This is a genomic window from Streptomyces sp. NPDC046870 (assembly GCF_040704595.1).
Lineage (GTDB): Bacteria > Actinomycetota > Actinomycetes > Streptomycetales > Streptomycetaceae > Streptomyces > Streptomyces argyrophylli.
Window position 1 is genome coordinate 85,804 of the sequence record NZ_JBEYXM010000026.1, and the last position, 26,051, is coordinate 111,854.

Here is a 26,051-nt window from a genome sequence, read left to right on the forward strand (position 1 = left end):
AGCCCAGCATGCCCCGCGGCGCCAGGCGGGCGCGAGACACTCCCCCCGGAACACCGCGCCCCGCGTCCCCGGACGCGCCACGGTTACCCTTCGGCATCGAGTCCCCCACGGCACGGCAGGAGCGTCCGCGTGACCAGTCGAGTCCTTCTCGTCTCGCCCGCGATGAGCGTCTCGCTGCGGCAGGCCCGTTTCGACGACGGCGGCCCGCTCGACGGCAGCGGGGCCGCGCGGGCCCGTTCGGCGGCCGGGTCGCTGCCCTCCGCGGTCCGTGTGCTGGTCTCCCCCAGCGTGCGGTGCCTGGAGACGGCCGCGGCACTGGGCCTGGAGGGGGTGTTGGCTCCCGAGTTGGCGGGGCTGGATGTGGGCCGCTGGCGGGGCCGCACCCTGGACGAGGTGGAGGCGGCCGAACGGGACGCGGTGGGCCGCTGGCTCACCGACCCCGCGTACGCGCCGCACGACGGTGAGTCGGTCGAGGAGTTGTGCGGGCGGGTCGGACGCCGACTGGCCGGAGCCCCGGACCTGGAGGGTCGTACCGTCGCCGTGGTCGAGCCGGAGGTGGTACGCGCGGCGGTGGTGACGGCGCTGGGCATGCCCGTCGCGGCCTTCTGGCGCCTCGACGTACCGCCCCTGACCGTCACCGAACTCAGCGGCCGGGCCGGGCGGTGGAACCTGCGGCTGGGGCGTCCGCTGTCCGCGCCGGAGAACGGATGACCGCCCGCCGAACGGGGGTCGCGCCGAAAAGGGACGGCCCCGGGGACCCGCCGGGAACGGTCCCGAGGGGCCCTTCGGCGACCGGCGGGGCCGGTGTGCGGCCGGGACCGCTCGCCCCTGCGCGCTCGTGGCGGCCGGGGAGTCGGCAGCCGCTCGGCCAACTCGCCGAAGGCCGGGCGGAATCCGGGGGTGCCCGCATACGGTGGCGCGACCGTGCCGGGTTCCCACCGGCTTCCGTCGTGCCGATCCGGGCAGGCCGTACCGCCTGACCGGCACCCCGCCAGGACCGTCCTCGCGTACGCCCGCCGGGGCCGGAGCCGGCACGGACCGGGGCTCAGGGAGCCGCGCGCCGCCGGGGTGGTGTGAAGGCGTACAGACCGAGGATGTCCGGCAGGGGGGCCACGCCCGGGCCGCCCGCGCGCACCCAGGTCACGATGTCCTCGGTCGCGTCCGGGTCGTTGACGAGCCCCAGCCAGACCGGGCGCGCCCCGGCGGCCCGCCCGGCGGCGGACGGCTGTACGACGATGACGTTGGCCTGCTCGCAGACGTCGAGGCAGTCGGAGACACGCATGGGCACCCCGGCCCGCAGCCGCGCGGTCTGCGCCGCGTGGTCGACGCCGGTCACCTTGGGGCTGCCGCAGCAGCAGTCCCGGCACACCACGACCCGGCACGGTGCCGCACCGGTCCCCTTCGCCGTCTCGCCTGCCGCTTCTTCCGCCGGCCTGTCGGGCACGCCGCGCCACTCCCCTCCCGGGGAGCCCGCCCCGGTGTCACCTCGAAGGGTGATCATCCTTCCATCTCCGGCGACGAGCCGTCACCCGGTCGCCGTACGGCGGGTCACCCGCGGGGCCGACCCCCGCCAGTCACTCGAAATGACTAATGACGGATCGTGCACCCCTTGTGCCGACGGGCCCCTCCCCCATTCGGAGTTGCGGCCGTACGAGGGACATGAGTCCGTTGATGTCGTGTCCTGCCGGATCTCACTCAGGAGGAGAGACATGGGCACCAACCACAACGGCCTGCCGGCCGAGAAGCTGAACGTCGTCTTCGCGGTCCGCGTGGTCGAGGGCGGCGAGCAGGGCTTCCTGGACCTGTACGAGCACCTCCGGAAGTCCGTGTCCAACACCCCCGGCCACATCGTCGAGCGGCTCGGAGAGCCCGTCGACGACTCCCGCCAGTGGGTGATCACCAGCGAGTGGCGGTCGGCCGAGGACTTCTTCGCCTGGCAGCAGAGCGAGGAGCACCAGGAGTTGGTGGCCCCGCTGCGCCAGTGGGTCGACCAGCGCCAGTCGATGCGGTTCCGCGTCGTCAAGGAGACCAAGGGGGTGTCCGCATGACGCGCACCGTCAACGGCCCCGTCGCCGTCCTCGGCCTGGGCACGATGGGCGCCGGCCTGGCCGGCCGCCTCCTCGAACAGGGGGTGCCGGTCCGGGTCTGGAACCGTGACCCGCACCGCGCCGCACCGCTCGCCGAGGCGGGCGCCCACGTCGCAGAGCACCCCGCCGACGCCGTCGCGGGCACGAGCGCCGCGCTCTGCGTCGTCTCCGACGGCGAGGCCCTCGGCGCCGTACTGCACGGGCCGCACGGCGTGCTGGCCGACGGCCCGTACCCCGGCGTGCTGATCTGCGCCAGCACCGTCGCCCCCGACGAGGTCACGCAGATCGCCGGTGACGCGCGCTCGGTCCTGGACGTCGGCATGCTCGGCAACCGTGACCACGCCCGCGACGGGGAGCTGCGGTTGTTCGCCGGCGGCGACAAGCGCGTCTTCGACGCGGCCCGCCCGCTGCTGGAGACGCTGGGCAAGGAGGTCGTCCATCTGGGCGCACTCGGGTCCGGCATGCGGATGAAACTGCTCCTCAACCTGCTGATGGGCATAGAGGTGCAGGCCCTGGCCGAGGCCACCGAACTGGCAACCGCCTGCGGCCTGGACCGGCAGCTGGTCCTCAAGACCATCGCGGGCAGCGGTTTCGCCTCGCCGGTCATGGCGTTCAAGTCCCGGCGCCTGGCCGCCGGCCGCTTCGACGAGCCGGACTTCAGGCTGCGGCTGATGGCGAAAGACCTCATGCTCGCTTCCAAGCAGGCAGCGACAGTCGGCCTGAGTCTGCCGTTGGCGACCGCCGCGGCGGAGACCCACGTCCGTGCCACCGAGCAGGGACTGGGCGACCAGGACTGTGCCGCGGTCACCCGCGCACTCGCACCGAAACCGGAAACCGACACGTGATCATCGACATCCACGGGCATCTGTCCCCACCGGAAGCGGCCGAACGCTTCCCCATGCCCCCGAGCCTGACCGACGTCGACGGCATGCTCGCCGCCCGCGCCGAGGCCGGGATCGACCTCACGATCATCGGCAGCCCCGTCGGGGCCGGCGCCATGGCGCGGGTGCCGGGCGTCGACAACTACGCCCAGCCCCGCGACCGGCTGCGCCGCTTCCACGACTGGATGTCGGGGCTGATCCGCAGGTTCCCGGACCAGTTGCGCGGCTACGTGTACGCCAACCCGTTCGGCGACGACGACCACCTCGAAGGCGTCCGGGAGACCCTCGCGGACCCGGCCTTCGTCGGTCTGATCACCACGTCCAGCGTGCACGGCGAGCTGCTCGGCTCGCCTCGCGCCGACTCCTTCTTCGCGCTGGCCGCGGAGACGGGGGTGCCGGTGCTGGTGCACGCCCCGGCCGAGCCGGCCGGCACCGAACGGGTGGACGAGACCGGGTTCGTCGAGCAGATCGGCCGCTTCGGCGACGTCACGATGGGCATGGCCATGATCGCGTTCGCGGGGTGGCTGGACAAGTACCCGGGTCTGCGGTTGATCGGCGCGACCGGCGGCGGCGCGATGGCGCTGCTGCCGGAGCGCCTGCGGACGGCGGCGCGCCCCCGGCACTGGGCCGGGGGCGCGCCGCCCTCCGGGCGGTCCGGGGCCGGGGCGTCCGACGCCGCTCGCCCGGAGGCCAAGGGCCGGGCGGCCGAGGAACGGGCGGCCCAGGACCATGCCGCCGAGGACCGGACGGCCGGCCGGCCGGTGGTCACGGCGGGCCCGCGGCCCTCGGCCGACCCGGCCGCCGCCCTGCGGCGCATGTACGTCGACACCAGCCCGTTCAGCGCCGCGCACCTGAGTCTGAACGCCGAAGTGCTGGGTCCCGAACGGATGTTGTTCGGCACCGACTCGCCGCCGATGGCCGCGCCGCTGGAGGACTTCGTCCACATGATCGAGAAGTTGCCGGTCGACGAGGCGGCCCAGCGGCTCATCCTCGGCGGCAACGCCCAGACCCTCTTCGACCTCGGGAGCCGTCCGTGACCACCACGCAAGAGGCCGTCGCCGCGGCGGAGCGGTGCACCCCGGAGTTCCGCCGCGATCCGCACGCGGTCTACGCCCGGCTCCGCGACGCGGCGCCCGTCTGCCCCATGCACCCCCCGCACGGCAACGAGACGTACCTGATCACCCGGTACGACGACGCGCGGGCCGCCCTGGCGGATCCGCGGCTGAGCAAGGACATGTACGGGGCCATGGACGCCTACCGGAGGATCTTCGGTGACTCCTCCGTCGCGCTGGACGACAACATGCTCAACTCCGACGCGCCGAAGCACACCCGGCTGCGCCGGCTGGTCAACTCGGCGTTCACCCCGCGGCGCGTGGCGGCGCTGCGGCCGCGGATCGAGGAGATCGTCCGGGACCTGCTGGACGGGTGCCCCACCCGGGAACCCCTCGACCTGCTGCCCGTGTTCGCGTTCCCGCTGCCGATCATCGTGATCTGCGATCTGCTCGGCGTGCCGCCCGAGGACCGGACCCGGATGCAGCACCTGTCCACCACGGTGGCGCAGACCGGCTTCGGCGAGGAGGCCAAGCGGGCCCAGCAGCAGGCGGAGGAGGACCTGCACGCCTACTTCACGGACCTCATCACCGCCAAGCGGGAACGTCCGGCCGACGATCTGCTCAGCGCGCTCATCGCGGCCCGCGACAACGACGGCGGCCTGACGGAGAGCGAGCTGGTCTCCACGGCGTTCCTGCTGATGTTCGCGGGTCACAAGACGACCGCGTACCTCATCGGCAACGCAGTCCACCACCTGCTGTCGCATCCCGCCCAGCTGCGGGCCGTACGGGAGGACCCGGAGCTGATCCGTGCGGCGGTCGAGGAACTGGTGCGCTACGACGGCTCGGTGGAGAGCGCGACGTTCCGCTACGCGACCGAGGACGTGGAGTACGGCGGGACCCCTATCCCCAAGGGGGCCCTGGTCCAGATCGCGCTCAGCGCGGCCAACCGCGACCCGCGGAAGTTCGACGCGCCGGACGAGCTGGACGTGCGGCGGCCGGGCAACGCCCAGGACGCCCATCTCGGTTTCGGGCACGGCAGCCACTACTGCCTGGGGGCCCCGCTGGCGCGGCTGGAGACGCAGCTGGCCCTCACCCGCCTGTTCGACCGGTTCCCCCGGATGGCCCTGGCCGACCCCGCCGGTGGGCCGCGGTGGCTGGAGGTGCCGTTCCCGGCCTTCCGGGGCCTGGCGGAGCTTCCGGTCGTCCTCGATCCCGCGGGGTGAGCGGCGGCGCGACGTGACAGGCCCCCACCGCCCGGCCGGCGTGACCGGCCGGGCGGTGGCACGCCGGTGCGCGACCGGGGCTCGTCTCCGCATCCCCGGGGCTCCTCATCCGAGCGAAGGACCCTGGGCGCTGGGCGGCAGTTGGGCCGGGCTGACCCGTTCGCCCAGCACGTCCGCCATGAACTGCACGAGCCAGCGCTGGGACGGGCTGCGGGAGGCCTCGTGCCGGGCGTAGAGGGCGACCTCGATCGGCTCGGTCTCGAACGGCAGGCGGACCAGGCGCAGGCGGTGGGAGGCGGTGAAGACCTCCCCGACGTACTCGGGGACGATCGCGACCAGGTCGGTGCGTTCCAGCAGGTACGGCAGCATCGAGAAACGGGTGGCGTCCACGGCCGCCCGGTCCAGGAGCCCGTGGGTGGCGAGCACGGACCGGGGGACGACGTGCCCGCTGGGGCCGTACACCGTGGCGTGGTGCTCGGCCGCCAGCTCGGCCAGGGTGACGGACGCGCCCCGCACGCGCGGGTGGTCGGCGGCGACCATGCCGACGTAGCGCTCGTGGAAGAGCGGGATGCGCACGGTGCGGTGGGAGGTCAGGACGGGGGTGGCGACGAACGCGTCGAGTTCGCCGCGGCGCAGCTGGGCCTCGGCGTCGTCGACGTCCAGGGCGCGGACGGTGAAGGACACCCGGGGAGCGCGTGCGCGGGCGGCCGCCACGAGACGGGGCAGCAGGGTCACCTCGCCGAGGTCGGACAGGGCGACGGTGAAGCGGCCCGCCATGGTCGCGGGATCGAAGTCGTCGCCCTGGCGGATCGCCCCGTCGATGTCGGCCAGGGCGCGTTGCAGCGGCTCGTAGAGGCGGCGGGCGCCGGCGGTCGGGGTCAGGCCGCGGCCGGTGCGGCGGAAGAGGTCGTCGTCGAAGTGCCGGCGGAGTTTGGCGAGGCTGTAGCTGACCGTCGGCTGGGTGACGTGGAGGGTCTCGGCGGTGGCCGTGACGCTGCCGGTCTCGTAGAGCAGCACGAAGACCCGGGCGAGGTTGAGGTCGAAGCTGCTCATATCGATCGACTCTATATCCCGGCGCGCCAACATTTATTGGTCGCCGGGTCGCGTGCTCCCTAGCGTGTGCTGCGTCACTTCGGAGAGGAACGCCTGTGCCGTCCGTGCGCCGCATCGCCCATGAATTCCTGGAGCGCCAGGGGCTGACCACCGTCTTCGGCAACCCCGGCTCGAACGAGCTGCCCTTCCTCACCGGCCTCCCGGACGGGTTCCGGTACGTGCTGGGCCTGCACGAGGGTGCCGTCGTGGGCATGGCCGACGGCTACGCCCAGGCGACGGGCCGGCCGGTGCTGGTCAATCTGCACGCCGCCTCCGGCTCCGGCAACGCGATGGGCGCGCTGACGAACGCCGTGGCCTCGCGGACGCCCCTGGTGATCGTGGCCGGACAGCAGGTGCGGCCGGCCATCGGGCCGGAGGCCAACCTCGCCAACGTCGACGCCCCGGCGCTGATGAGGCCGCTCGTCGGCTGGGCCGCGGAACCGGCGTGCGCCCAGGACGTGCCGCGGGCGCTCGCCCAGGCCGTCTTCGAGGCGCGGTTGCAGCGCCGGCCGTCCTACCTCTCCGTCCCCTACGACGACTGGGCGGCCGGCGCGGGCGAGAACGCCCCGGCCGTGCTGGACCGGCGGGTGGAGCGCGCGGGGGTGCCGGGCGGCGAACAGGGCCGACGGCTGGCCGAGGCGGTGGCCGGCGCCCGGCGCCCCGCGCTCGTCCTGGGCGGTGACATCGACACGGCCGGACGCTTCGACGACGCGGTCCGGCTGGCCGAGCGGCTCGGCGGCCCGGTGTGGGCGGCGCCCTCGCTCTTCCGGCTGCCCTTCCCCAACCGCCACCCGCTGTTCCGCGGGGTGCTCCCCGCCGGCATCGAGCCGGTCTGCCGGGCCTTCGAGGGCCACGACCTGGTGCTGGTGCTCGGCGCCCCCGTGTTCCGCTACCACGAACACCTGCCCGGGCGGTATCTGCCGGCGGGCACCCGGCTGATCCAGGTGACGGAGGACGCCTCCGCCGCCGCGCGGGCGCCGGTGGGCGAGGCGCTGGTCGCCGACCCCGGCGCGGTGATCGAACTGCTGACGGAGACGCTCGGTGCGTCCGGGGAGCCCGTGGGCGACCACCGGCCCGTACCGGCGCCACGCCGCGCGGAGGGCCCGCGCCTGCACCCGGAGGAGGTCTTCGCGGCCCTGCGGGACGAACTGCCCGCCGACACCGCGTACGTGGTGGAGTCGACGTCGACCACCTCCTCGTGGTGGCGCCAGATGGATCTGCGCCGGCCCGGCTCCTACTACTTCCCGGCGGCGGGCGGTCTCGGTTTCGGTCTGCCCGGCGCGGTCGGGGTCGCCATGGCGCAACCCGGCCGGCCGGTCGTGGGCGTGATCGGGGACGGCTCGGCCAACTACGGCATCACCGCGCTGTGGACGGCCGCCCGGCACCGGGTTCCGCTCACCGTGGTGCTGCTGCGCAACGGCACCTACGGCGCGCTGCGCTGGTTCGGCGGCCTCCTCGGCGTGCCGGACGCGCCGGGCCTGGACATCCCCGGGCTGGACTTCACCCGTATCGCGGAGGGGTACGGGGTGCCCGCCCTGCACGCGGACGGCGTGGACGAGTTGCGGGCCGTCCTCGCCGACCACCCGGACGGCCCCCGGCTCGTCCAGGTGGACACGGCGCTCACCGCACCCTCCTGAGCACGTTCCGCGCGCGTTCCCGTTTCCACGGCAGCTCCACGAAGGGAATCAGATGGCACTCCTGGACGACGACGTCTGGAGCAAGAGGCTTTTCGGCGACGGCTGGAGGGACGCCACCCGCGAACGGCCGGTCGTCGAACCGGCGACCGGGGCACGGCTCGGCACCGTGGGCCTGGCCACGGCCGGGGAGGTGGCCACCGCCGCCGCCCGCGCCGCCGAGGCGCAGCGCGCCTGGGCGGCCACCGCTCCCCAGGCGCGGGCGGCCGTACTGCGCCGCGCGGGCGAGCTGTTCGCCGAGCACGCCGCCGAGATCGAGGACTGGCTGGTGCGGGAGGCGGGCTCCGTCCGGGCCAAGGCGGGTGCCGAGGTGGGGCTGGCCCGGGGCGAGTGCTTCGAGTGCGCGGCGCTGCCGACGCATCCGCAGGGCCAGGTGCTGGCGTCCGAGGACCCCCGCTGGTCGTTCGCCCGCCGCCGCCCGGCCGGGGTGGTGAGCGTGATCGCGCCGTTCAACTTCCCGCTGATCCTGGGGCTGCGCTCGGTGGCTCCCGCGCTGGCGCTGGGCAACGCGGTGCTGCTCAAGCCGGATCCGCGTACGGCGGTGAGCGGCGGTGTCGTCATCGCGCGGGTCTTCGAGGAGGCCGGACTGCCCTCCGGTGTGCTCCATCTGCTCCCGGGCGACGGCTCGGTCGGCGAGGCGGTGGTGGAGGCCCCCGAGGTGCGGGTCGTCTCGTTCACCGGGTCCACGCCGGTGGGGCGGGCCATCGGCGAGCGGGCCGGCCGTCTGCTCAAGCGGGCCCATCTCGAACTCGGCGGGAACAACGCCCTGGTGGTGCTGCCCGGCGCCGATGTGGGCAAGGCGGCCTCGGCCGGTGCGTTCGGCTCGTACCTGCACCAGGGGCAGATCTGCATGACGACGGGCCGGCACCTGGTGCACGAGTCCCTGCTGGAGGAGTACACCGCCGCGCTCGCCGCGAAGGCCCGTGCGCTGCCCGTCGGTGATCCCGCCCGGGAGGACGTGGCGCTCGGCCCGGTCATCGACCGGCGGCAACTGGAGCGGGTGCACGGCATCGTGACCGGGAGCGTCGCGGCGGGCGCGACGCTGGCCGCGGGCGGCGAGATCGTGGGCGCCGGATACCGCGCCACCGTCCTGACCGGCCTGACGACCGACATGCCCGCGTGGCGCGAGGAGATCTTCGGACCCGTCGCACCCGTCATGGGCTTCTCCACGCCGGAGGAGGCCGCGCGGATCGTGAACGACTGCGAGTACGGGCTGTCCACCGGCATCCTCGGTGACGTCGGTACGGCGATGAGGCTCGCCGACCGGATCGACTCCGGCAAGGTCCACATCAACGAACAGACCGTCGGCGACGAGCCCCACGCGCCCTTCGGAGGGGTCAAGGCGTCGGGCACCGGGTCCCGGTTCGGCGGAGCGGCCGCCAACATCGAGGCGTTCACCGAGACGCAGTGGCTCACCGTTCGGCCGGACATCGCCGACTACCCGTTCTGAACCGGGACCCGGCACCACCGCCAGGCACTCTCCCCACCTCCGTCTCCGTCTCCCGCAGCCGCTCACAGGGGGAACATCGCCATGTCATCCATCGCCTCGTCCGGCACGTCCGGCACCACCGCGGGGACCGGCACCGCCGGACGCGACCCGTGGACGGTGGTCCTGTGCTGGATCACCGTCCTGCTGGAGGGCTACGACCTCGTCGTCCTCGGCGCCATCATCCCGACCCTGCTCAAGACGCGTCACCTGGGCATGACCGCGGGGGACGCGACCACCGTCGCCACGCTGTCGCTCGTCGGCGTCGCCATCGGCGCGGTGCTGGTCGGCCCGCTGGCCGACCGGCTCGGCCGCCGCCTGCTGCTCATCGGTTCGGTCGTGCTGTTCTCGGTCTTCACCCTGCTGGTGCCGCTCGCCGGCTCGGTCACGGTGTTCGCCGCGCTCCGCCTCGTCGCCGGTCTCGGGCTCGGCGCGTGCATGCCGGTGTCCCTGACGATGATGGCCGAACACATGCCGGCCGACCGGCGGGCGCGCGCCAGCACGCTGACCATGACCGGCTACCACACCGGCGCCGTGATCACCTCGCTGCTGGCGCTGCGGGTGACCGGCGACTGGGAGGTCCTCTTCTACGTCCTGGGCGCCGCCGGACTGGTCGTCGCGGTCGTCCAGTGGTTCCGCCTGCCGGAGTCGGAGGCGTTCGTCCGCGCCAAGGAGGCACCCGGCACCGGGCGCGTCCCCGTCACCGCACTGCTCAAGCCCGCCTACCTCCGCGCCGGCATCGGGATCTGGGTCGCTTCCTTCATGGGCCTGTTGCTGGTCTACGGCCTCAACACCTGGCTGCCCAAGCTCATGAACGACGCCGGATACCCCGTCCCCACGGCCGTCACCCAGCTCCTCATACTGAACGCCGGCGGTGTGGCCGGACTGGTGCTGGGCGGTTTCGTGGCCGACCGGCGCGGCATCAAGCTCACCACGCTGGGCTGGTTCGCGGTCTCGGTGGGCATGCTGGCCTGTCTCAGCGTGAAGATGGACAGCGACCTGCTGCTCGACACCGTCGTCTTCCTCACCGGCGTGTTCGTCTTCTCGGCGCAGGTGCTCGTCTACGCCTACGTCACGCAGTTCTACCCGGCCTCCGTCCGCGGCACCGCGCTCGGCTCCGCGTCCGGCATCGGCCGCATCGGTTCCATCGTCGGGCCGTCGGTCACCGGCGCCCTGGTCTCCGCCGGGGTCGGTCATCCGTGGGGCTTCTACTTCTTCGCCACGGTGGCCGTCCTGGCCTTCCTGGCCGTGCTCACCCTCCCGGCCCGGCCTCCGCGGGAACCCGGCGCCTGACGCGGCCGCGTCCGCTCACCGTTCCTCGGGGAAACCGTCGCTGGTGATGAAGTAGAACACCGGCAGCACGACGAAGACGGCGACGGCCACCAGCGGCGCGACGAGCACCCCGAGGAGCCCCGCGGCGCCGTACGCCAGGGCTCCCGCCCAGGAGCGCAGGCGGCCGTGCCGTACGTACGTGCTCTCCACGTCCGGGGTCAACAGCTCGGGCCGGCGGGCCAGTTGGTGGTAGAAGGCCACCCAGCTCAGGCACATCACCGCCGCCAGACCGGCGTAGAGGGCCACGGCGACCCGGGCGTCGGAGCCGTCGGGGTCCGCCTGGAGCGCGTCCGCGACGACCGCGGTCGGGAACGACAGCGCCGCGGTGCTGAACAACAGCAGCAGGTTCGCGGCGTGCAGCCCCCGGTCCATCACGCGGACCCGCACGAAGGCCTGGTGGTGGTTGAGCCAGATGACCGACACGTATCCGAAGGAGGCCAGATAGCCGAGGTAGGCGGGCCACTGGGCCAGCAGGGCGTGGCCGAGGCCGCCCGGCCGGTGCGGTGGATCGGCGAGACCGAGGGCCAGCAGCGTGACGGCGATGGCCAGCACGCCGTCGCTGAAGGCCTCCGCGCGGGTGGTGTCGGACCGGGAGAATCCGCGGAGGCGGGTGCGGGACACACTGGCTCCTGAGCGCTGGTTCATGGCGGGGCGGGACAGGACGGGGCCGGGGCGGGTGTCTCAGGCCCCGCTGCCCGCCCTGAGGGGGCTCACCCGGGGAACGGACGCCTTCCCCGTGTTGGAGACCTGGCCGCCGGTCCAGCGGACGGAGAGCGGGGCGGTCTCGTCGGGCGGAGTGACCAGCAGGGCCCGCGGGGTGACGGTGGTGACGCCGGTGATCGCCGGATCGGTGTAGCTCAGCGCCGACCAGGCGTCGGCGCCCGGGGCGAGCGTCACCCGCTGTGGCGGCTGGTCGGTGGTCCGCTCGGGGTCCGGGGTGACCGCGTCGCCCGCTGCGTCGACGAACGCCACGCCCGGAAAGCCGTACAGGCTGCACGCGCGCGGGGACCGGTTGGTCAGCACGAGCGCGAAGTCCCTCTGCCCGGCCCCGGGGTGGTCGGGCCCGAGGGACGCCTTCAGGTCGGAGGTGCGGCAGCGTTTCGGCGCCGGCGCGGCGGGCGAGGCCACCGCCGTGCCGGTGCCGGCCGGCTCGGCGGGGCTCGGGGCGTCGCCGCCGGCGGGCCCCGAGGCGGTCGCCGACGGCGTACCGGTGGCGGACGCGGGCGGGGTGCTCCCCGGGGTGCCGTCCGCGCCGTGGCTCGTGCACGCGGTCAGCACGGCGCAGCAGGCGAGTGCGGCGGGCAGGATGTGACGGTACGTCATGGTACTTCTTCCTCGGGGCTCCCCCGGCTCGCGGGCGCCGTGGCAGGTGTGTGCGCCGGCCCGGGGCCGGCGCGGTGACGGGCGGCGGGCCGGGTCAGTGGCCGGTGCGGACGGACCGGACGGCGCGCAGGATCAGGTCGGTGACGGGGCCGGGGTCGCTCACGGACACCGCGTGCGGGGCGCGGACGGCGACGGTGTGGGCGCGGGCGCGCTCGGCCATCCAGCGTTCGGCGGCCGGCGGGATGTTGCGGTCCTCGGTGGCCACCAGGTACCAGCTGGGGATCTTCTTCCACGCGGCGGCGGTGGCCGGTTCCTGGAGCGCGGCGAGGGTGATCGGGCGCTGGCCGGCGGCCATGACCTGGGCGGTCGGCACGGGGACGCCGGCGGCGAACTGGTCGCGGAAGAGGTCCTTCCTGATGACCAGTTCGTCGCCCTGGCCGCCGTCGGGCAGCGGGTAGTGCTGGGTGACGGTCGCCTCGCCCAGGGTGCTGCCGGGGAACTTGCCGGTGAGCTGGAGCGCGCTCTCCCCGGCCTCGGGGACGAAGGCGGCGATGTAGACCAGCGCCTTGACGCTCGGGAGACCGGCCGCGGCCTGGCTGATGACGGCGCCGCCGTAGGAGTGCCCGACCAGCACGACCGGGCCGCTGACGCTCTCCAGGACGCTGCGGATGTAGGCGGCGTCGCTCGCCAGTCCGCGCAGGGGCAGGGCGGGCACCAGGACGCGGTGGCCCTGCCGCAGCAGGCGCTGGACGACGGCGCGCCAGCTGGAGCCGTCGGCGAACGCGCCGTGGATCAGGACGACGGTGGGGTCGGCCGGGCGGCCGTGTCCGGTGGCCGGACGGCCGGCGGCCGGCGCGGCGTGCGCGATGCCGGCGGTGCCCAGGGCGGCGGCGCCGGCCAGGAGGGACGTGGTCACGGTACGGCGCGAGATCGGTGGGTTCATCGTTCGCTCTCTGTCAGGGGTGGAGGGGGTGCGGGCCGAGGTCAGCGGGAGATGGCCCGGACGGCGTCCTCGATGAGGCGCACGACCCGCTCGGGGTGGGCGAGCATGACCAGGTGGGAGGAGTCCACCTCGACGGTGGTCATGCCGGCCCGCCGGTAGCCGAAGCGCTCCACGTCGGGGTTGATGGTGTGGTCGGCGGAGGCGACCAGGCCCCAGGACGGCTTGGTCTTCCAGGCCGCGGCCGGGGCCGCCTCGGTGAAGGCCCGTGCGGCCAGCGGGCGCTGGGACACGGCGAGGGCGGAGGCGAGGCGGGGGTCGACGTCGGCGGCGAAGATGGCCGGGAACCTGTCCGGCCGGACCGACACGTCGGTTCCGGGCTGGTCCGAGCCCTCGTCCGGGAACGGGGTGTAGACGAGGGCGTCGGCCAGGTCGGAGTCGGGGAAGCGGCCCTGCAACTCGCCGAGGCTCTCGCCCTCCTCCAGGGCGTAGCCGGCCAGGTAGACGAGGGCGCCGACGTTGTCCTCGGTCCCGGCGACCGTGATGACGGCACCACCGTAGGAGTGGCCCACCAGGACGACGGGGCCGGGGATCTGGCGGACGATCCCGGCGACGTAGGCGGCGTCACCGACGAGGCTGCGGTTGGGCACGGCCGGGGCGACGACGTCGAGGCCACGGGCGATCAGCCGGGGGATCACCTCGGCGTAGCTGGAGGCGTCGGCGAAGGCTCCGTGGACGAGGACGACGGTCGGTCCGTCGGTACGGGACATGGGGAACTCCCTGGTCGCTGGGGTGGGTGCCGGCCCGCGCCCGGCTGCCGGGCGGGCGGGTGACCCATGGGTGGTGCCGGGGCCGCGGGACGTCCGGACGGGTCGGTCGTCCGGTTCGTGCGCGAGGAGCGCGCCACCACGCCGTGGGCGGAACCACCGGTACGTCCCAGACCCTAGGGCGGCCCCGAGCGGGCGGATTGACTGTCTGTGCACCATCTGTGGCCTGTGGGCGCTCAGCGGCCACCGGCCCCTTCGGAGGCGCCGAATCGTCGGGATCCCGGCATCCGGGACGTCGATTCGGAGGGTTGTGTGCTGCTGCTCGATCTCGCCACCGTGGTGCGTCTCTTCACCACCCGTAACTCCGGCTTCGAGGTCCGGCGCACGCAACGGCAGGTCCGGCACCACCGCAGCACCCCGGTCGTCTCCGTCTCGCTCCAGCCCCTCCCGGTCGACGATGTTCGACACGCACCGGCTCGGCCTGCCGGTGGACGTGGTGGTGCGCGCGGCGGAACGGCTGCGTGCCGGCCCGCTGCACGACCTGGTCCTGACGCATCTGCGCGGGGTGTGGCGCGACCCGGACGGCCTGGAGGCCGACCCCGGCGCGCGCCACGTGGCGTCCGCGACGACCGACCTGGTGCGCGCGCTGCTCGTGCCCGCCGCGCACGCCGAGGAGGCCGCCGCGGTCCGGTCCGTCATGGACGAGACCCTGCTCACCCGGATCATGACCTACGCCCGGCGCCACCTCGCGGACCGCGGTCTGACGCCCGAACGGATCGCGGCGGAGCACGCGGTCTCCGTGCGCCGGCTCTACGTGCTGCTCAGTGGGGCGGGGCTCAGCCTGGAGCAGTGGCTGATCACCGAGCGTCTCGGCAAGGCACGGGAGATGCCGGCCTCCGCCCGGTACGACCGGCTCACCGTGGCGGCGATCGCCGCCCGCTGCGGGTTCGGCAGCCCCGGCCACTTCAGCCGGCGCTTCCAGGCGGCGCACGGGGTGGCGCCGAGCGAGTGGCGGCGGCTCCGGCGCGAGGAGGCGAGGGGCGCGGCCGGCTGATCCGGACCCCGCCGTACGCGTCGGCGCGCCCCGGTGACGGGTCAGGCGGCGTGCAGCGCGGTGTGCAGGGTGTCCGTCACCTGGATCCGGGCCGCCCGGGAGGCGTCGGTGCCGCGGAGGGAGTCGAAGAGCACGAAGCCGTGGATCGTCCCGTGGTAGCGGATCGACACCACGGGGACGTCCGCCTCCCGCAGGCGGGAGGCGTAGGCCTCGCCCTCGTCGCGGAGGACGTCCGCCTCCGCGGTGAGGACGAGTGTCGGCGGCAGGCCGCGCAGCGACCGGGTGGGTGCGCGCAGCGGGGAGACGGTGTCGTGCGCCCGGATCCGCGGGTCGGGCGCGTACTGCTCCCAGTAGTCGCGCATGGCCGCGCGGCTCAGGAAATAGCCGTCGGCGAACTGCGCGTAGGAAGGGGTGTCCATCGCGGCGTCGGTCACCGGGCAGAGCAGCACCTGGTGCCGCAGGGCCGGGCCGCCGCGCCGCCGCGCCAGGAGGGCGAGCGAGGCGGCGTGCTGGGCGCCCGCGCTGGCGCCGACGACGGCCATCCTGCTCCCGTCCAGCCGGCATCCCGGGCCGTGCCGGGCGATCCACCGGGCCACGGTGTACGCCCGCTCGACGGCGCCGGGATAGCGGACGTCCTCCGGCGCGTCGTACTCCGGGATGACCACGGCGGCGTCCGCTCCGAGGACGAGGTCCGTGACCAGGTGCCGGTGCGCGTACGCGTCGGTCAGCATCCAGCCGAGGCCGTGCAGGTAGAGCACCACCGGCAGCTCTTCGTCACTGCCGGCGGGGCGGAGGATACGCACCCGGACGCGGTGGCCGTCGCCGCCCGGCAGGGCCAGCCACTCCTCCTCGATGTCCGGCTCGTCACCGTCGTCACCGGTCCACAGGGACGCCATCCGCGCCCTGGCGCCGACCGTGTCGGGGTCCGAGGACGCGGGCAGTGCGTGCCTCTCGACGAAGGCGCGTGCCAGCCGCTCCAGGACGGGCGCGGCCCCGGGGGCCGGAACGTCATCGTGCAAGAGAACTCCTGCGAGGGGGCCCGGCCGTTCGCGGGGCCGGGCCGTCGGAAAGGGTGCCGGCCCCTCCCCCGCGGCCGGGCAGGCAGGCGTGCGGCGCCGGAGACGGCTCCACCGGCACGACTGCCCAGCCTAGGCCGCGGTGAACGTGATACGGGCGGCACCGTGCCATGGATACTTGCCGCTGCGTGCACAGTTCCGGCGTCAGCCGTCTCCGCCCGCGGTGTCCTCGGGCGGCCGGGCACGATCGCGCCACGCGCGGGGCGACACGCCGTAGGCCGCGCGGAAACTCCGGCTGAAGTGGGTGGCGTTGGCGAAGCCCCACCGCTTGCATGGGATCCCCTGGTGGAAACGGTGGTTCCGCGCCGGGACGGTCCGGCGGTGGACGTCCGGTGAGGAGCCCACGCGGGTCAGCCTGGCGCGCCCGGGCAGCGCGCGGGTGGCCGTCCGGCGCTGCGTGCGGACAGGGGCATGAGCCGTGCGCGGTGAGGCATCGCCGCGTGCGCCACCCGGCAAAAAGCACCGTCCCCCCGCCTCTATGGTCGACGCCCGGCGCTCACACGGTCATCTCCGCGTGAGATGACTGACATCCGGAACGATCGCGTCGGGTGAGGAAGCCGGCCGGCGGTCAGGTCGTTGTGCTGCATGACGAAAGAAGGTGCACATGTCCACACCGCTCGATCACCGCCGTGGGACCGGCTCCGGGCGTCAGACCCAGGGCGTGTCCGGCTGGCTGGTCGCTCTCCTGGCCGTCGCGTCCGGGATGACGGTCGCCAACCTCTACTACGCCCAGCCGCTGCTGTCGTCGTTGAGCGACGTGTTCGGGATCAGCGAGGCCACCGCCGGCACGCTGATCACTCTGACCCAGATCGGCTACGTCCTCGGCATGGTCTTCCTGGTGCCGCTCGGCGACCGGCTGGAGAAGCGCAACCTGGTCTCCGTCCTGCTGATCGTCACGACGGCCGCCCTCGTGGTGGCGGGACTGGCCCCGAACTTCCCCGTGCTGCTGATCGCGGCGCTGGTCAGTGGGGCCACCTCGGTCGTGGCCCAGATCCTCGTGCCCTTCGCCGCCGGCCTCGCCCCTGACCATGCCAGGGGGCGGGTCGTCGGCCGGGTCATGAGCGGTCTGCTCACCGGCATCCTGCTCTCCCGCACGCTCAGCAGCCTGGTCTCCGACGTCGCCGGCTGGCGGGTGGTCTTCCTCGGCTCCGCCGCCCTGATGGCCGTGCTCGCGGTGGCGCTGCGCATCGCTCTCCCGGACCACGCCCCCACCACCTCCGTCCCGTACCACCACGTGCTGCGGTCCACGGCCCGGCTGGTGCGCAGCCATCCGGCGCTGCTGCGCCGCGGGCTGTACCAGGCGGCGATGTTCGGAGCCTTCAGCGCCTTCTGGACCACGGTCTCCTTCGTCCTGACCGGTCCCCGCTTCCACTACTCGCCGGTCGGCGTCGGCGTCTTCGCGCTCGTGGGCGCGGCGGGCGCGGCGGTGGCCCCGTTCGCCGGCCACTGGGCGGACCGGGGGCTCACGCGGCCCATGACCGGTGCCGCGTTCGTGGTCGCCGCGCTGGCCTTCGTGCTCGCGGGTCTGGGCGGACACAGCATCGTGCTGATAGCCCTGGCCGCGATCCTGATCGACATGGCCGTACAGGCGACGCTCATCCTCGGGCAGCACACCATCTACGCCCTCGACCCCGGCGCCCGGGCCCGTCTGAACAGCGCATTCATCGCCATGTTCTTCGTCGGCGGCGCGGCCGGCTCCCAGCTCGGCTCCACGGTCTACCACGCCGGAGGCTGGGCCGCCCTCAGCGTCCTGGGCGCGGTGCTCCCGCTGGCCGCGCTGGTCTACTGGGCCTTCGAGCCCCGGACGGCCCGGCCGGCCCCGGCCGCGGAGACCCGCGACTGAGGACTCCCGGCCCGTGCGGCCGGCACACCGTTCACAGGCGCCTGACGGACCGCCCCGCCGTCAGGCGCACCCCGACGACGCGGCACGGGTCCCGTCCCGCGGCACCCGGCCCGCACCACCCGGAGGAGCACACGATGGATCTGCGGCAGATGGAGGTCGTCGTCGCGGTGGCCGACGCGGGCGGCTTCACCGCGGCGGCGCGACAGCTGCACGTGGTGCAGTCGGCGGTGTCGGGCACGGTCCGCGCGCTCGAACGCGAGCTGGGCACGCCCCTCTTCGACCGCACCACGCACCGGGTCGCGCTGACGCCGGTGGGCGAGGCGTTCGTGCCGGCGGCGCGCGCCGCCCTGCGCGCCGCGGAAGCCGCCCGGGAGGCGGTCGACGCGGTGCGGGGGCAGCTACGGGGCCGGATCACGGTGGGCACGATGCAGGGGGTCTGGGCCGGGCTCCACCACGCCCTGGCCGCGCTGCGGGCGGAGCACCCCGGGCTCGGCGTGCAACTGCGGCAGGCGGCGGTCGCCGACATCCGGCAGGCGCTGCGCGAGGGCACGGTCGACCTGGCCGTGGTGGCGCTGGACCGCCAGCAGCAGCGCGGGCTGACCACCCGGCTGCTGTCCGCGGAGGAGATGGTGCTGGTCGCGTCGCCGCGCCGGGTGCTGGGGGCCACGACGCCCCAGGGCGAGGTGGAACTCGCCGATGCCGCCCGGCTGCCGCTGGTGGACTTCAGCCCGGGCTGGGCGATCCGGCACTCGGTGGACCGGGCCTTCCGGGCCGCGGGCGTCGACCGCACCACGACCTTCGAGGTGAACGACATCGTGGCGGCGGCCGAGCTGGTCCGTAACGATCTCGGGATCTGCATCCTGCCCCGGTCGATCGCGGACCGCTTCCCCGACCTGATCACGTATGGTTTCCGGCACCACGCGCCCCACTGGAAGATCATGCTGGTGCGCCCTCCGGGTGAGGCGTCACCCGCGGTCGCCGCGCTGTGGCGGCACTTCGGCTGATCATTTCTGCCTGCTTTGTTCCTGGTGGTCCCCGGTTGCCGCTGCTTGGCTGGGCGGGGAACACAACCAGTACGGCGCCCCGGTGCCACGCATGCCAAGGGAGAGCCAGTTGAGCCTGGTGCTGACGACCGACACGGTGCCGGACCAGGAGAAGGTCGCGTACTGGAACGACGCGGTGAGCAGGGCGCTGGTGCCGGTCACCGTGGCCCCCCGCGACAGCCGGCGGTTCGACGGCAGGATCGCCAGCGACTGCCTGGGGTACCTGCGGGTCTCGCGCATGGAGGCCGACGCCGGGCGGGTCAGCCGCACGCCGGCCCTGATCGAGCGCTCACCCGAGGCACTCGTGGCGGTCGGCCTGCTGGTGTCGGGCACCGCCACCTTCCTCCAGGACGGCCGGCGGGCCGAGATGGGCGGCGGTGACCTGGTGTTCTACGACACCGCGCGGCCGTTCTCCTTCACCTATCCGGAGCGGTTCGCCACCCATGTCTTCCAGCTGCCGCGCCATGTGCTGGGTGTCTCGGACGGCGACATCAAGCGGGTCACGGGTACCGCGATCGGCACGGCACACGGCCTGGGCTCGGTGCTGCGGCCCTTCCTCGCCACCCTGGCCGACGCGGCCCCCTCCTACCCGGCGGCCGTCGGGCACCGGCTGGCCGGCCACGTCGTCGACCTGTTCGCCACCCTCATCACCGATCAGACCCTGCGGGACCCGGACGACGGCCGCGACCACCTCGTGCTGAGCGTGCGGGCCCACATCGACCGCAAGCTCGGCGACCCCTCCCTCTCGCCGGAGTCCATCGCCCGCGCGCACCACATATCCGTCCGCTATCTGCACCGGCTCTTCGAGGGCGAGGGCATCACCGTCAGCCGTCTCATCCAGCAGCGGCGACTGGAGGCGTGCGGGCGTGAACTGGCCCGTCGCGGGCGGGTGACGCCGACCGTGTCGGCGGTGGCCCGGCGCTGGGGGTTCGTCAATCCCGCCCACTTCAGCCGGGCGTTCCGCGCCGCGTACGGGCTCTCCCCCCGCGAGTGGCGCACCCTGCACCTGGAGCGGGGCGCGGACGAGCAGCCGGCGGGCCCCGCCCTCATCTGACGCCCACGCCGGGCGGCGGGTGCCGGCGGTCGCCGTCGAGGCGGGCGAGCCGGGAGCGGGCCTCGGCGACCCGTCGCGGGTCCGCGTCGCCGCCGAGGGCGACGCACCGCGTGAACGCCTCGCGGGCCTCGGCCGGACGGCCGGCTCCGAGGAGGACGTCGCCGAGCACCAGGAGGTAGCGGCTCTCCAGGGCGATGTTGCCGTCCGTGCGGGACAGGGCGACCGAGGCCCGCAGGTACTCCACCGCTTCCTCCCAGCGCCCCAGGCGGCTGTAGGCGCCCCCGAGGCCCGCGAGTGCGTTGACCCGGGTGAAGGCGGCGATGTGCGGTTCGACGCGGTCGCCGACCTCGTCCAGCCGGGTCAGCACCTGCCGGTAGGCGTCGACCGCTTCCTCGTCGCGCCCGGCCCCCTTCAGGTCCAGGGCGCGTGAGACGAGGGCCTGGAGCATGCCGTGCAGGTCGCCGGCGGCCTCGAACAGCGCGACGGCCTGGGCGCTGTGCTCGGCGGCCGGGTCCTCTTCACGCAGCACGCGGTGGGCCCAGGCGGCGTACGCGTGCGCCCACGCCTGCTGCTCGGCGTCACCCGCCCGCCGGGCCGCGGCGAGCGCACGGGCGGCGTGCGGGAGGCTGTCCCGGGGCCGGCCCTCGCAGATCAGCACGGCCCAGGCGTAGTAGTTGAGCTGGGTCGCTTCGAGCAGGGGGTCGCCGAGTGCCTCGGCGGAGCGGACGGCGGTGCCGAAGACCTCCGGCCAGTGCCCCCAGAACATCCACTGGTCGGAGAACCAGTGCAGCGACTCGGCCACCTCGACGACGGTGGCGTGGTCGCCGTCCGCCGCGGCGGCGTGCAGGGCCGCCAGCCAGTTGGCGGCCTCGGCCTGGAGCCACTCCCGGGCCCTGTCGGCGCCGGAGAGGTCCACCGTGCCGCGCCAGGAGGCGGGTGGGGCTCCGTGGCCGGGTTCGTACCACCGCCCCGCCACGACGGCCGTCTCCAGCAGCCAGCCGAACATCGACCGGCGGGCCCGTTCGACGTCGGCCTCGCCGTCCTCGGCGGTGAGGCGGCAGCGGCCGTACAGGCACAGCAGGTCGTGGAGCCGGTAGCGGTCCTCGGCGCTGCCGACCAGGCCGGCCTCCACCAGTTCCTCCAGGGTGTCCTCGGCGTCGTGGACGTCCTGGCCGGTGAGCCGGGCGGCGCAGGCGGCGCTCACGTCCGGGCCGGGGACCAGGGACAGGCGCCGGAACAGGCGGGCGGCCGTGGGCGTGAGCTGCCGGTAGGACAGGTCGAAGGCGGTCGTGACGCGTACGTCCCCGGCGGACAGCGCGTCCAGCCGGCGTTCCTCGCTCGCCAGCCGGTCCGCGAGCCGGCGCACGGTCCATCCCGTGCGGGTCGCCAGCCAGTTGCCCGCGATCCGGAGGGCCAGCGGCAGGTGCCCGCACAGCCGGGCGACCTCCTCCAGGGCCTCGGGTTCGGCCGTCGCGCGCGCCCCGCCGACGAGGGAGGTCAGGAAGGCGGCCGACTCGGCGGGTTCGAGTCCGCCGAGGGGCAGCCGGTGCACGTCGTCCAGCCCGGTGAGCATGCGGCGGCTGGTCACCAGGACCAGGGTCCCGCCCGAGCCCGGCAGCAGCGGGCGCACCTGCGCCTCGTCACGGGCGTTGTCCAGCACCAGCAGACACCGTCGGTCGGCGAGGACCTGCCGGTAGAGGGCGGGGTGGGTCTGCGGGCCCGTCCTGGCCAGGTCGCGGTCGGGCACGCCGAAGGCCTTGAGCACCCGGACCATCAGTTCGGAGGGGGCGGGCGGGCTGTCGTCGGTGCCGTTGAGGTCGACGATGAGCTGGCCGTCCGGGAAGCGGTCCGCGAGGTGGCGGGCGGCGCGCAGCGCGAGGGTGGTCTTTCCGGTGCCGGGCGGTCCGTGGATGACGACCACGACGGGCTGGCCGTCCGCGGCACCACCGCCCTCTGCGGGGGCGCGGCCCTGCGGGGGCCGTGCGGCCAGAGCCTCCAGGCCGGCCAGTTCGTCGGCGCGCCCGACGAAGTCGTCGATGCCGCGCGGGAAGGAGCGGACGCCGACGGGACTGTATCCGGGGGCGCGTCCGGCGCGGGCGGCGGCGAGCAGCCGTTCCCGGTCGGCGTCGTCCAGGCCGAGGCCGTCCGCGAGCGCGGCCACCGTCCGTCGTTGCGGTGCGGCCCGCCGTCCGCGTTCCAGGTCGCCGATGCCCCGCTCGCTGACCCCGGAGGCCTCCGCCAGGGCTTCGATGGTCAGTGATTTCGCCCGTCGCATCGAGCGCAGCAACGGCCCGAACGCGACTTCCTGTCCGGACATGTCCGCCCTTTCCCCCGGCTACGCTTGAATATTGTAGTACTTGGTGCTCGGCCACAAGAGCCGTCGCAGGGGGGCCGGCCGTCCAGGCGTACGTCACGACACGTGACACATGGTTCACACGTGGTTCCCGCGGTCCGCGGCAGGTGATAGACACAGCGGGATCACTGTTCCTGTCCGCCAGCAGGAAGGTTGCCGCCACATGTCTGCAACGCGCCGTCAGGTCCTGGCCGGAGCGAGCGCCCTGGGAGCGGGTATCGCCTTCACCGGGGCCCTGTCCGAGCTCTTCGCGGGCACCGCCGCCGCACAGCCCCTCGGCCACACCGGCTACGGCCCGCTCGTCTCCGATCCGAACGGCCTGCTCGATCTGCCGAAAGGTTTCCGCTACACCGTGCTCTCCCGCGAGGGCGACCAGCTCCGCTCCGGGGAGGGCAAGGTCCCCTCGAACCACGACGGCATGGCCGCCTTCGCCGGAAGCGGGGGCCGCACCCACCTCGTCCGCAACCACGAGAACCGCGTCACCGCGCCGATCCCGGTCCCGACCGTCAGCGGCCTCACCTACGACCCCGCCGGCAAGGGCGGCTGCACGGCGCTCACGCTCGACGCGCACCAGCACGTGCTGTCCGAGCGGGTCGCCATCGCCGGTACGGCCGTCAACTGCGCGGGGGGCCGCACCCCCTGGGGCACCTGGCTGACCTGTGAGGAGACCGAGGACAGGGCGGGCACCAACGGCTACACGAAGGACCACGGCTTCATCTTCGAGGTCCACCCCACCGACCCGCGCCGCACCGGTGCGGTCCCGCTGACCGCGATGGGCCGCTTCCAGCACGAGGCGGTCGCGATCGATCCGCGCTCCGGCGTCGTCTACGAGACCGAGGACGCCTTCCAGAAGCCCTTCGGCCTCTTCTACCGCTTCCTGCCGGACAAGCCGCTCGGCGGCGTCGGTTCGCTGCGCGCCGGCGGCCGGCTCCAGGCCATGCGGGTGCCCGGCGTGCCGGACCTGTCCCCGGTCCAGGAGCCGGGGACGCGTTTCGACCGCATCGAGTGGGTGGACGTGCCCGACCCGCTGGCCGCCGCCACTCCCACCCGGTTGCAGGACTACGGCCCCGGCGGCATCACCCACGCGCAGAAGCTGGAGGGCTGCTACTGGGGCGGCAGCTGTGTGTACTTCGTGTCGTCCTTCGCCCGCAGCGCGGACGGCTCCGCGGCCGACCACTACGGCCAGATCTGGCGCTACGACCCGGCGCACCGCCGGCTGACCCTGGTCGTCGTGTTCGGCCCGGACACCGACGTGCGGCTGCCCGGCGAGTCACCGGACAACATCTGCCTCGCCCCCGGCGGCGGACTGATGGTGTGCGAGGACGGCAACGGGGCCCAGCACGTCTTCGGCGTGACCCGCGGGGGCGAGGTGTACCCGATGGCCCGCAACCGCCAGGTCCTCACGGCGGGCGGTACGGCCCAGGAGCCGGAGTGGGGCGAGTTCGCGGGGGTCACCTTCTCCGCCGACGGCGGGACGATGTACGTCAACTGCTACACGCCCGGCACCACGTTCGCGGTGACCGGCCCCTGGCGCGGCTAGGGTCTTTCGTTTGGATCAGGGACGTGGGGCGAACCCTCCCGGAGGGTCAGCCCCACGGCCCGCCCGAGCCCGGCGCGCGCCCCACCGCCCGCCGGACTCGGGCGGTGTGTCCACAAGCCGGTGAGGGGGCGCCCGCGGCGTCGGCGCTGTCGAGGGCCGATACTTCATCGGAGAGTACGGGAGGTACCGGCACCCATGACATCCACGCCCGCCCCACCGCTGGTCACGCCGCCGAAGCTGGTGGCGACCGACCTGGACGGCACACTCCTGCGAAGCGACGGCACGCTGTCGCGGCGCACCCGAGCGGCCCTGGCGTCGGCCGAGGCAGCCGGCATACGCGTCGTGCTCGTCACGGGCCGTCCGCCACGCAGCGTGCCGGACCTGCTGGAGCGCGTCGGGCCGCACGCCGTCATCGCGGCCAACGGCGCCGCGGTCCACTCACCGGACGGCACCGTCGCCCACACCTTCCCCCTCACGGTCCCCGAGGCCGCCCGTCTCGTGGAGCACGTACGCGCCGCGATCCCGGGCGTCTCGTTCGCGGTCGAGTTCGACGGCGCCTTCGGCCATGAACCGGCGTACCCGGCCTGGTCGTTCGGGGACAAGGCCGTCGAACTGATCGGCACGGCGGAGGAGATCCTCGCCCCCGGCTCCGGCCGGCGTCCGCTGAAGATCCTCGCCCACCATCCGGCGCTCCCGCTCGACGCCTTCTACGAGCGGGCGCGCCACGCCGCCGGCCCGGACGCCGAGACCACCCACTCCACCGGGCTGTCGCTGGTGGAGTTCAGCGCGCCCGGCGTCACGAAGGCCACCACCCTGGTCACCTGGAGCGGCCGGCTCGGCATCGGCGCCCAGGAGATCGCCGCCTTCGGTGACATGCCCAACGACCTGCCCATGCTCGGCGCGGTGGGGAACTCCTACGCCATGGCCAACGCCCACCCGGACGTCCTGGCGGCCGCGCGTCACCATGCGCCCTCCAACGACGAGGACGGGGTGGCGCAGGTGCTGGAGGCGTTCGTCGACACGATCGCACGCCGAGCGCCCCTGACCGCCTGAGCCCCGACGGGTCACCCCGAGCCGCCGGGGTGCCCGGGGCCACGCCCTGGACACCCCGGTCCCGGACCACGGGACGGGTCTGTCCGCCGCGTCGCTCAGTCGTCTTCCGGGAACTCGCCCGACCACGCGGCGGCCATGCGCAGCAGGGGCCCGGCCTCGTCCTGCCGCCCCTGGCGCTGCAAGGTGCGGCCCAGCATCAGGTGGGCGTAGTGCTCCACCGGATCGCGCTCGATGATCGCGCGGAGCTGTTCCTCGGCGCGCCGCAGCTGAGCCGAGTGGTAGTAGGCACGGGCGAGCAGCAGCCGGGGGCCGGTCTGTTCCGGAGCCTCCTCGACGACGAGGGCGAGCAGCCGCGCGGCCCCGATGTAGTCCTTGGCCTCGAAGAGCAGCTGCGCGCGCTCCCAGCGCTCCGTGGTGGTCTCCTCGCGCGGCGCGCCGGCGCCGTTGTCGAACAGGTGCAGGGCGCTCGCCCAGCGGTCGGGCGCCACTCCGTCGCCCGCCGTGTACCGCGTGAAGTCGTCGGTCATCGTTCCTCGTTCTCCTCTGCCGTGGGGGCTGCGTGTGCCGCGGTCTCAGGCCGCCGGTCCGGTGGTGCGCGCGCGTTCCGCGTCGCGGGCCGCGCGCAGGGACGCGTGGGTGGGCGCGTCGGGCACGCCGGCCGGCCGGTTCTTCGCGAACTCGGCGCGCAGCACCGGTACGACGTCCGCACCGAGCGTCTCGATCTGCTCCAGCGCGGTCTCGAGCGGTATGCCGGCGCCGTCCACCATGAACAGCTGACGCTGGTAGTCCCCGAAGTGCTCACGGAAGGTGAGCGTCTTCTCGATGACCTGCGCGGGCGTGCCCACGGTCAGCGGGGTCTGCTCCATGTACTCCTCCATCGGGATCCCACCTCCCATCACCGGTGAGCGGTCGAAGAACGGGCGGAACTCCCGGACGGCGTCCTGGGAGCGCGGACGCATGTGGACGTGGCCGCCGAGCCCGACGACGGCCTGCTCGGGCGTGCCGTGCCCGTACTGCGCGTACCGCTGCCGGTACAGGTCGATCAGCCTCTTGGTGTGCTCGACGGGCCAGAAGATGTTGTTGTGGAAGAAGCCGTCGCCGTAGTAGGCGGCCTGCTCGGCGATCTCCGGGGAGCGGATCGAGCCGTGCCACACGAAC

24 protein-coding genes and 1 pseudogene are annotated in these 26,051 nt (G+C 74.1%); 14 read left to right on the forward strand and 11 right to left on the reverse strand.

Features of this window, described 5'->3' with window-relative positions; all coding sequences use genetic code 11:
• Nucleotides 1-129: 129 nt before the first annotated feature.
• Complete coding sequence (locus AB0946_RS35040) at nt 130-711, forward strand: histidine phosphatase family protein (protein ID WP_366764731.1); 582 nt, start codon at nt 130-132, stop codon at nt 709-711.
• A 334-nt stretch (nt 712-1,045) separates the two neighbouring features.
• Here AB0946_RS35040 and AB0946_RS35045 read toward each other — a convergent pair whose 3' ends face one another.
• Nucleotides 1,046-1,444 carry a hypothetical protein gene (locus tag AB0946_RS35045; RefSeq protein WP_366764732.1) on the reverse strand — a complete coding sequence of 133 codons (399 nt, stop codon included), beginning with the start codon at nt 1,442-1,444 and terminating at the stop codon, nt 1,046-1,048.
• A gap of 265 nt (nt 1,445-1,709) precedes the next feature.
• On the opposite strand from AB0946_RS35045, the gene AB0946_RS35050 reads away from it, so the two are divergent.
• The 4 genes from AB0946_RS35050 to AB0946_RS35065 are packed head-to-tail and all read left to right on the forward strand — an operon-like array spanning nt 1,710 to nt 5,243.
• A complete protein-coding gene (locus tag AB0946_RS35050) occupies nt 1,710-2,048 on the forward strand; it encodes an antibiotic biosynthesis monooxygenase family protein (RefSeq protein WP_366764733.1) in 339 nt (112 codons plus the stop codon).
• Nucleotides 2,045-2,932, forward strand: a complete 888-nt coding sequence (locus AB0946_RS35055; protein ID WP_366764734.1) for an NAD(P)-dependent oxidoreductase — start codon at nt 2,045-2,047, stop codon at nt 2,930-2,932. The genes AB0946_RS35050 and AB0946_RS35055 overlap by 4 nt, the downstream gene beginning before the upstream one ends.
• The gene (locus tag AB0946_RS35060; protein WP_366764735.1) at nt 2,929-4,005 is read left to right on the forward strand and encodes an amidohydrolase family protein; all 1,077 of its coding nucleotides are present in this window, start codon (nt 2,929-2,931) and stop codon (nt 4,003-4,005) included. The genes AB0946_RS35055 and AB0946_RS35060 overlap by 4 nt, the downstream gene beginning before the upstream one ends.
• On the forward strand, nt 4,002-5,243 hold the full coding sequence (locus AB0946_RS35065; protein WP_366764736.1) for a cytochrome P450: 1,242 nt from the start codon (nt 4,002-4,004) through the stop codon (nt 5,241-5,243). The genes AB0946_RS35060 and AB0946_RS35065 overlap by 4 nt, the downstream gene beginning before the upstream one ends.
• 105 nt (nt 5,244-5,348) lie before the next feature.
• Here the strand turns inward: AB0946_RS35065 and AB0946_RS35070 are convergent, their stop codons facing one another.
• Nucleotides 5,349-6,296 (reverse strand): LysR family transcriptional regulator, encoded by a 948-nt coding sequence (locus tag AB0946_RS35070; RefSeq protein WP_366764737.1) that lies wholly within the window; start codon nt 6,294-6,296, stop codon nt 5,349-5,351.
• Between the two features lie 95 nt (nt 6,297-6,391).
• Here AB0946_RS35070 and mdlC point away from each other — a divergent pair, with 95 nt between their 5' ends.
• The 3 genes from mdlC to AB0946_RS35085 all read left to right on the forward strand — a co-directional run bounded on the left by mdlC (nt 6,392) and on the right by AB0946_RS35085 (nt 10,808).
• The gene (gene mdlC, locus AB0946_RS35075; RefSeq protein ID WP_366764738.1) at nt 6,392-7,972 is read left to right on the forward strand and encodes a benzoylformate decarboxylase; all 1,581 of its coding nucleotides are present in this window, start codon (nt 6,392-6,394) and stop codon (nt 7,970-7,972) included.
• Nucleotides 7,973-8,024: 52 nt separating this feature from the next.
• Complete coding sequence (locus tag AB0946_RS35080) at nt 8,025-9,479, forward strand: aldehyde dehydrogenase family protein (protein ID WP_366764739.1); 1,455 nt, start codon at nt 8,025-8,027, stop codon at nt 9,477-9,479.
• Between the two features lie 81 nt (nt 9,480-9,560).
• Entirely contained in the window at nt 9,561-10,808 is a 1,248-nt protein-coding gene (locus AB0946_RS35085; protein ID WP_366764740.1) for an aromatic acid/H+ symport family MFS transporter, read from the forward strand.
• A gap of 15 nt (nt 10,809-10,823) precedes the next feature.
• Here AB0946_RS35085 and AB0946_RS35090 read toward each other — a convergent pair whose 3' ends face one another.
• The 4 genes from AB0946_RS35090 to AB0946_RS35105 form a co-directional block, all read right to left on the reverse strand.
• Nucleotides 10,824-11,468, reverse strand: coding sequence for a TMEM175 family protein (locus tag AB0946_RS35090; protein ID WP_366764741.1), 645 nt, complete (start codon nt 11,466-11,468; stop codon nt 10,824-10,826).
• A gap of 60 nt (nt 11,469-11,528) precedes the next feature.
• Entirely contained in the window at nt 11,529-12,170 is a 642-nt protein-coding gene (locus AB0946_RS35095) for a DUF4232 domain-containing protein (protein ID WP_366764742.1), read from the reverse strand.
• 94 nt (nt 12,171-12,264) lie between these two features.
• Nucleotides 12,265-13,113, reverse strand: a complete 849-nt coding sequence (locus tag AB0946_RS35100) for an alpha/beta hydrolase (protein WP_366764743.1) — start codon at nt 13,111-13,113, stop codon at nt 12,265-12,267.
• A gap of 41 nt (nt 13,114-13,154) precedes the next feature.
• Nucleotides 13,155-13,880 (reverse strand): alpha/beta hydrolase family protein, encoded by a 726-nt coding sequence (locus AB0946_RS35105; protein ID WP_366764744.1) that lies wholly within the window; start codon nt 13,878-13,880, stop codon nt 13,155-13,157.
• A gap of 454 nt (nt 13,881-14,334) precedes the next feature.
• Here AB0946_RS35105 and AB0946_RS35110 point away from each other — a divergent pair, with 454 nt between their 5' ends.
• Entirely contained in the window at nt 14,335-14,931 is a 597-nt protein-coding gene (locus AB0946_RS35110) for an AraC family transcriptional regulator (RefSeq protein ID WP_366764745.1), read from the forward strand.
• A 41-nt stretch (nt 14,932-14,972) separates the two neighbouring features.
• On the opposite strand, the gene AB0946_RS35115 is transcribed toward AB0946_RS35110, so the two are convergent.
• A complete protein-coding gene (locus tag AB0946_RS35115; RefSeq protein ID WP_366764746.1) occupies nt 14,973-15,950 on the reverse strand; it encodes an alpha/beta hydrolase in 978 nt (325 codons plus the stop codon).
• 201 nt (nt 15,951-16,151) lie between these two features.
• Nucleotides 16,152-16,277, reverse strand: a pseudogene (locus tag AB0946_RS35120) (AraC family transcriptional regulator); the annotation flags it as partial.
• 334 nt (nt 16,278-16,611) lie between these two features.
• Between AB0946_RS35120 and AB0946_RS35125 the strand changes: the two are divergent.
• From AB0946_RS35125 to AB0946_RS35135, 3 genes are all read left to right on the forward strand, one after another.
• Nucleotides 16,612-17,850 (forward strand): MFS transporter, encoded by a 1,239-nt coding sequence (locus AB0946_RS35125; RefSeq protein WP_366764747.1) that lies wholly within the window; start codon nt 16,612-16,614, stop codon nt 17,848-17,850.
• Nucleotides 17,851-17,984: 134 nt separating this feature from the next.
• Nucleotides 17,985-18,854, forward strand: a complete 870-nt coding sequence (locus AB0946_RS35130) for a LysR family transcriptional regulator (RefSeq protein ID WP_366764748.1) — start codon at nt 17,985-17,987, stop codon at nt 18,852-18,854.
• Nucleotides 18,855-18,945: 91 nt separating this feature from the next.
• Nucleotides 18,946-19,947, forward strand: a complete 1,002-nt coding sequence (locus AB0946_RS35135; RefSeq protein WP_366764749.1) for a helix-turn-helix domain-containing protein — start codon at nt 18,946-18,948, stop codon at nt 19,945-19,947.
• On the opposite strand, the gene AB0946_RS35140 is transcribed toward AB0946_RS35135, so the two are convergent.
• The gene (locus AB0946_RS35140) at nt 19,940-22,264 is read right to left on the reverse strand and encodes a helix-turn-helix domain-containing protein (protein ID WP_366764750.1); all 2,325 of its coding nucleotides are present in this window, start codon (nt 22,262-22,264) and stop codon (nt 19,940-19,942) included. The two genes, AB0946_RS35135 and AB0946_RS35140, sit on opposite strands and share 8 nt — an antisense overlap.
• Nucleotides 22,265-22,463: 199 nt before the next feature.
• Here AB0946_RS35140 and AB0946_RS35145 point away from each other — a divergent pair, with 199 nt between their 5' ends.
• A complete protein-coding gene (locus tag AB0946_RS35145; RefSeq protein WP_366764751.1) occupies nt 22,464-23,840 on the forward strand; it encodes an alkaline phosphatase PhoX in 1,377 nt (458 codons plus the stop codon).
• Nucleotides 23,841-24,035: 195 nt separating this feature from the next.
• Nucleotides 24,036-24,893 carry an HAD family hydrolase gene (locus tag AB0946_RS35150; RefSeq protein ID WP_366764752.1) on the forward strand — a complete coding sequence of 286 codons (858 nt, stop codon included), beginning with the start codon at nt 24,036-24,038 and terminating at the stop codon, nt 24,891-24,893.
• A gap of 95 nt (nt 24,894-24,988) precedes the next feature.
• On the opposite strand, the gene AB0946_RS35155 is transcribed toward AB0946_RS35150, so the two are convergent.
• Both AB0946_RS35155 and AB0946_RS35160 read right to left on the reverse strand, forming a co-directional pair.
• Nucleotides 24,989-25,420 (reverse strand): tetratricopeptide repeat protein, encoded by a 432-nt coding sequence (locus AB0946_RS35155; RefSeq protein WP_366764753.1) that lies wholly within the window; start codon nt 25,418-25,420, stop codon nt 24,989-24,991.
• A gap of 45 nt (nt 25,421-25,465) precedes the next feature.
• On the reverse strand, nt 25,466-26,051 hold a 586-nt coding region (locus AB0946_RS35160), incomplete at its 5' end, for an LLM class flavin-dependent oxidoreductase (RefSeq protein ID WP_366764754.1).